Origin of the sequence: Legionella erythra, from assembly GCF_001467615.1 — a bacterium.
Taxonomy (GTDB): Bacteria; Pseudomonadota; Gammaproteobacteria; order Legionellales; family Legionellaceae; genus Legionella_C; species Legionella_C erythra.
On record NZ_LNYA01000034.1, the window covers coordinates 12,857 to 16,909 of the forward strand.

Sequence of the window (4,053 nt, forward strand, 5' to 3'; positions counted from 1 at the left end):
ACTAGTATCAGCCATCCATTGATACCTTCAAGACTCTTTTCCTTGCCCATAAGTGTCTCAAATATAATGCATGTTGCATAAATTAGATGCTGTATTTTTTAATATTAGGTTACATATGGGATTTTGCCAATAATTGAATATGAAATGACTATTAATTTTGAATAAATGTGTTCATTAATTTCTCTATTATTTCGTGTAATCTTTCTCGAGTTAAACATCTAAAGACTTGGTTTGGAATCGTTCGGACTCGGATTTCAACTTCTTCATTATTTCGAATCGGGAGAGGTTTGCTATATGAGTGTTTAAAAAGAGTAATTTGAAAACCATTATTTGATTTTTCTATCTCCCCAGAATAATGTGGCTTTTGTCTTAGGTAATCATCCATAGATTGCCTAGCCTCATTTATGTCCATGCCAATCCTCCTAGTTGTTTTATCCCTAATCTAGGTATAATAGTTAGTTTGGTTGCAAGTGGGGATTAAATCAAAATATAGCTTAACAGATTCCAGATACCGGAAGTCAGACTACTTTTGATTTTGGGGTTTCGATGATTTTTTAGGCTTTGCTTTGGATTTTAATGAAGCTAACTCCACTCGACGTTTTTCTTTCTCATCTGGTATGATATACAAATGATTGAGAACTTCTTTAATTACCTCAATTAGAAAACGAATTGTCGGGCCATCAAAATCCTCCCAGTCGTTTTCATGCAATTCTTGACTGGTCAAAATATGTATTGCTTTTAACTCATTTAAAAGCTCAGAATCAATATCTTTATGCTTTTGTTTTAAAAGTTCTATTCTATAATCGTGAGAGTGGAAATCACCTGCATTATTAATATCCGGTATACCTTCATGTTGTAATAACTTATAAATTGCTTTTCTCAATCCTGCAGATGCTCCTGTAATTAGGTTATTTTTTACAGAGTTATACGATTCACTTAAAGGTTTTCTGATGGAAGTAGGGACTCTTTCATCTATAATAAAAAAAGAGGATGGTTCATTATAGTAAAATAAATCATCAAGTTCAGATATCGGACTACCATCTTTGTCCAGTATATCCCCATAAGTTAATATTCCGCCCTCTTTTCTTTCATTTGCAGTGGGCCTTCCATGCTCTGGGGAAAAGCGAAAACTGTATTTTCCATGGCGATTGTTGTTTAACGCGATGTTGTATGCGCTAATATGAAAAGAGTCTTTTTGGCAATCATCATCTGAGCATGTAACAACATAAAAATAAACAGTCTTACTATTTGAACTATCAAAAGAACCGTGGTCTGTCACATAATAACTTACATTTCTTCGATTGCAGAATGGGCAATTATAAACTTTATCATTGATAAAGTACTTCATATCCTTGTGTGACTGGTCATGTCCTGACATGATATCTTCCTTTATAATCTGTCTACATTGCGTCTACATGACTTTTTCGAACTTTCTAAAAACTACCGTAACTACATGATTTTATTGGTGGGCCCACTAGGACTTGAACCTAGGACCAACGGATTATGAGCCCTCATCCTTTGAAATAACTCGTTGATTTTAAAGTAATAATTTGTCGCGCGATACCACTACAAATGTCGTACGATGTATAACAGTGTCGTACTCAAACACGCAAATCTCACGCAAGGATATTTTAGCTACTTTATTGAAATTTTATATTGGAAAAGCCATTTTAATGCTTTCATGCGTTGTGCCGCGCAAATGTCTCTTAACACTACTTAAGCTGTTCAAAATTCCAAAACTAAATTACCTAAACATAAAGCCCAAGACCTAAGACAATTTACATAACTTCATTTTAGGCTTAGTAATCTCTTTAATAAATTAATTTAGCTCTGCTCGCGTTTATTTCATTTTTTAGTTCACGAAGCCTAAAATCAAGCCCAATTAAAAATCCTGCAATTCCAGCACAAATCACTGTGTATTTGTTTACTTCAAAACCATAAACTATTGAGGCGGAGCAGCTACCTAGAATAGTAAGAACGCAAGACCAGAAAATACCCACTACATCACCTTTATTCTGTAACATATTGTGCAGAGTATAACAATGTCGTGCTCAAACAGGCAAATCTCACTCAAGCATATTTTATCTACTTTTTGGCATTTTATTGGAAAAGCCATTTGATACAAATATTCGTTATTTATTTGTAATTAACGAAATAATGTATCATAATTTAAATATGAAGACAGAGGTCAACAATAAACAAAAAGTACTCCAGATGGCTAGGAAAACGGGTGTTGTTAGAATGTCCGATCTAACCAAGGAGGGGATCACTAGAGCGACCGTTTCAAGGCTTGTTAGCGAAAACAAACTTGAAAAACTCGCTACCGGGCTCTATTGCCTGCCCGAGACTGAGTTTTCAGAAAAGGAAAGCCTGATTATTATAGCAAGCCGAGTACCTCAAGCAGTATTTTGCCTGCTATCTGCTTTGCAGATCCATGATCTAACAACACAGCTACCTCGAAAAGTATGGATAGCTATGCCAAAAGGCAGTCATACACCAAAAATGGATTATCCACCGGTAAAAATGGTGCAATATTCAGATGAAGCCTTTAGCGAAGGAATTGAAATTATAGAATCAGATAATATTAAACTAAGGGTGTATAATCTGGCCAAGACAATTGCAGATTGTTTCAAACACCGCAATAAAATTGGCCTTGACGTGGCCATTGAAGCGCTCAAAGAAGCTTATTCAAAAAATAAAGTAACAGTTGATGAACTATGGCATTATTCGAAAATTTGTCGCGTTGCAAACGTAATGCGTCCTTATATTGAGGCAATTCAATGACAAAAAATATTGGTGAGTCCATACGCTCACGTTTGAAAAATATAGCTGTTAAAGAAGGTTCTGATTTTAATGCGGTATTGACTCGTTATGGGCTGGAGCGTTTGTTATATCGCATTGGAGAATCAGAATATTCTAATCAGTTTTTGTTGAAGGGTGCTTTATTGTTTAACCTATGGTATGACATGCCCCATCGCCCAACTAAAGATATTGATTTATTGGGGTTTGGTGATAATGATCTAGCGTATATTAAACAAACGTTCAGTAAAATCTGTAGCATCTCAACAGATGATGGCATAAACTTTTTATCTGAATCAGTGACGGTAGGCACTATCAAAAAAGATGGAGGCTATACTGGAGCAAGGGTTGAATTATTTGGGGAGTTAGCTAAAGCAAAGATTAAAATACAAATTGATATTGGCTTTGGTGATGCAGTTACACCTGGTCCAATAGATGCTCATTATCCCGTGCTTCTTAATGATCTTCCTGCCCCTAAGATCCGTACTTATCCAATTTATACGGTAATCGCAGAAAAATTGCATGCTATTGCATTATTAGGCATGACGAATAGTCGATTAAAAGACTACTTAGATCTTTATGTATTATTAAGTAATGAGCAGTTGGATAATCAAGTCCTGGCTCAAGCCATACAAGCTACATTTACTCGCCGAGGCATGACAGTTCCAGAAGTGCTACCTATTGGACTAACTGATGAGTTTGCGAATGACCCAACTAGAGAGTCAATGTGGAAAGCTTTTTTGAGAAAGAATGAACTAGAGCAGAAACCATTAACAGAAGTAATTACTGTAATCAGAAACATGATCCAAATGTCATTTTCTGTGGCAAAGTAAGGATCTTGATTGTGCTGATGAAATGCCATCTAATAACTGCAGTAATAACTATGCAAATTGTTAATCTACACGTCTCGTTAGTAAAAAATTTTCGGGTATGTCCGCTTTTGACTCGCTATTATCCCAATAATATTGCGCCACATGCTTGTTCCTAAAAGTTTCTAGTGGCAGGGGATATTTAGCATAAGGGTTGTGAAAAATATACAATCCGTCAAGTAAATGTTCAGAATAATTTTCATTTTTCGAAGTTTTGAATATAGGCTTCATGCCAGCATTACCAGGATGGTGCATAGTCACAAATTGAAGTCGCTTATCTTTATTATTAGCAAGTGCTCTAATTTTCCCCCATGGGTAATCCCCCCATATTTAACTGACATCAAAAATAGAGGTTTAAGCAGCTACTAAAGCCAGCTTCTGCCTT

The 4,053-nt window shown here is 35.7% G+C and carries 4 protein-coding genes; 2 read left to right on the forward strand and 2 right to left on the reverse strand.

Translation table 11 applies throughout. From position 1 onward, the window contains the following. Positions 1-151: 151 nt before the first annotated feature. A complete protein-coding gene (locus tag Lery_RS11300; protein WP_058527362.1) occupies positions 152-412 on the reverse strand; it encodes a hypothetical protein in 261 nt (86 codons plus the stop codon). A gap of 111 nt (positions 413-523) precedes the next feature. After that, on the reverse strand, positions 524-1,378 hold the full coding sequence (locus Lery_RS11305; RefSeq protein WP_058527363.1) for a hypothetical protein: 855 nt from the start codon (positions 1,376-1,378) through the stop codon (positions 524-526). A 725-nt stretch (positions 1,379-2,103) separates the two neighbouring features. On the opposite strand from Lery_RS11305, the gene Lery_RS11310 reads away from it, so the two are divergent. Together Lery_RS11310 and Lery_RS11315 are read left to right on the forward strand one after the other, a co-directional pair. Further along, positions 2,104-2,784: a type IV toxin-antitoxin system AbiEi family antitoxin domain-containing protein gene (locus tag Lery_RS11310; protein WP_237759221.1), complete on the forward strand. Its 681-nt coding sequence runs from the start codon at positions 2,104-2,106 to the stop codon at positions 2,782-2,784. Then, positions 2,781-3,632, forward strand: a complete 852-nt coding sequence (locus tag Lery_RS11315; protein ID WP_058527364.1) for a nucleotidyl transferase AbiEii/AbiGii toxin family protein — start codon at positions 2,781-2,783, stop codon at positions 3,630-3,632. Before Lery_RS11310 ends, Lery_RS11315 begins: the two co-directional genes overlap by 4 nt. The last annotated feature ends 421 nt before the right edge of the window (positions 3,633-4,053 follow it).